This window comes from Campylobacter sp. 107 (assembly GCF_002383835.1).
Lineage (GTDB): Bacteria > Campylobacterota > Campylobacteria > Campylobacterales > Campylobacteraceae > Campylobacter_D > Campylobacter_D jejuni.
Map to the genome: position 1 here is coordinate 1 of NZ_NXBA01000054.1, position 620 is coordinate 620.

General features: G+C 30.0%; 1 pseudogene. It reads left to right on the forward strand.

Going from position 1 to position 620, the window contains the following annotated elements:
• Positions 1-620, forward strand: a pseudogene (locus BGS40_RS06960) (hypothetical protein); the annotation flags it as partial.

Here is a 620-nt window from a genome sequence, read left to right on the forward strand (position 1 = left end):
AAAGGAGCTATAGCTCCTTGGACTAAAGCAGAAAAAGCTTATTATAAATCTTTAAAAACTAAAAGAGAAAGATATAAATATTTAGCAATAAGAAGTGGATTAAGATCTGTGGTTATAGATATACCCTATGATGCTTATGCTAATGTAGATGAAAAAGGAAATTTAATCAATGAAGAATACGCCTATATTTATGATGAAGTGAACAATAATAAAGAAACCTTAAAATCTTCTCTTTTTAGACAAGAATGGGGTATAGCAGCAGGAATGCTAGGAAAACCTGAATATTTTGTGCGTTCTAAAAATCATGGCTTTAATGCCAGAATGATACAATGTTTTATTTTATATATTCAACTCACAGGTGGAGGATATGAAGAATTAGGTATAAAAAGAGGAATTTATAATTATGCTGATAATCTTTTAGAAATAGGTATAGGTATGGCAGGGATACATAAAAATCCTTTAAGGGCTAAATTAGTAAAAGATTTAGCTAAAACTATACAGCCTGATGAATTTGGTATGCTTCCTTTTATAGATGAGATTATGGGAGTAGATTGGGTGATTGATTTAAATAAATATGATTTTGCCTATGATGAAGAAGGCAGGATCATTTGGGCTTTATA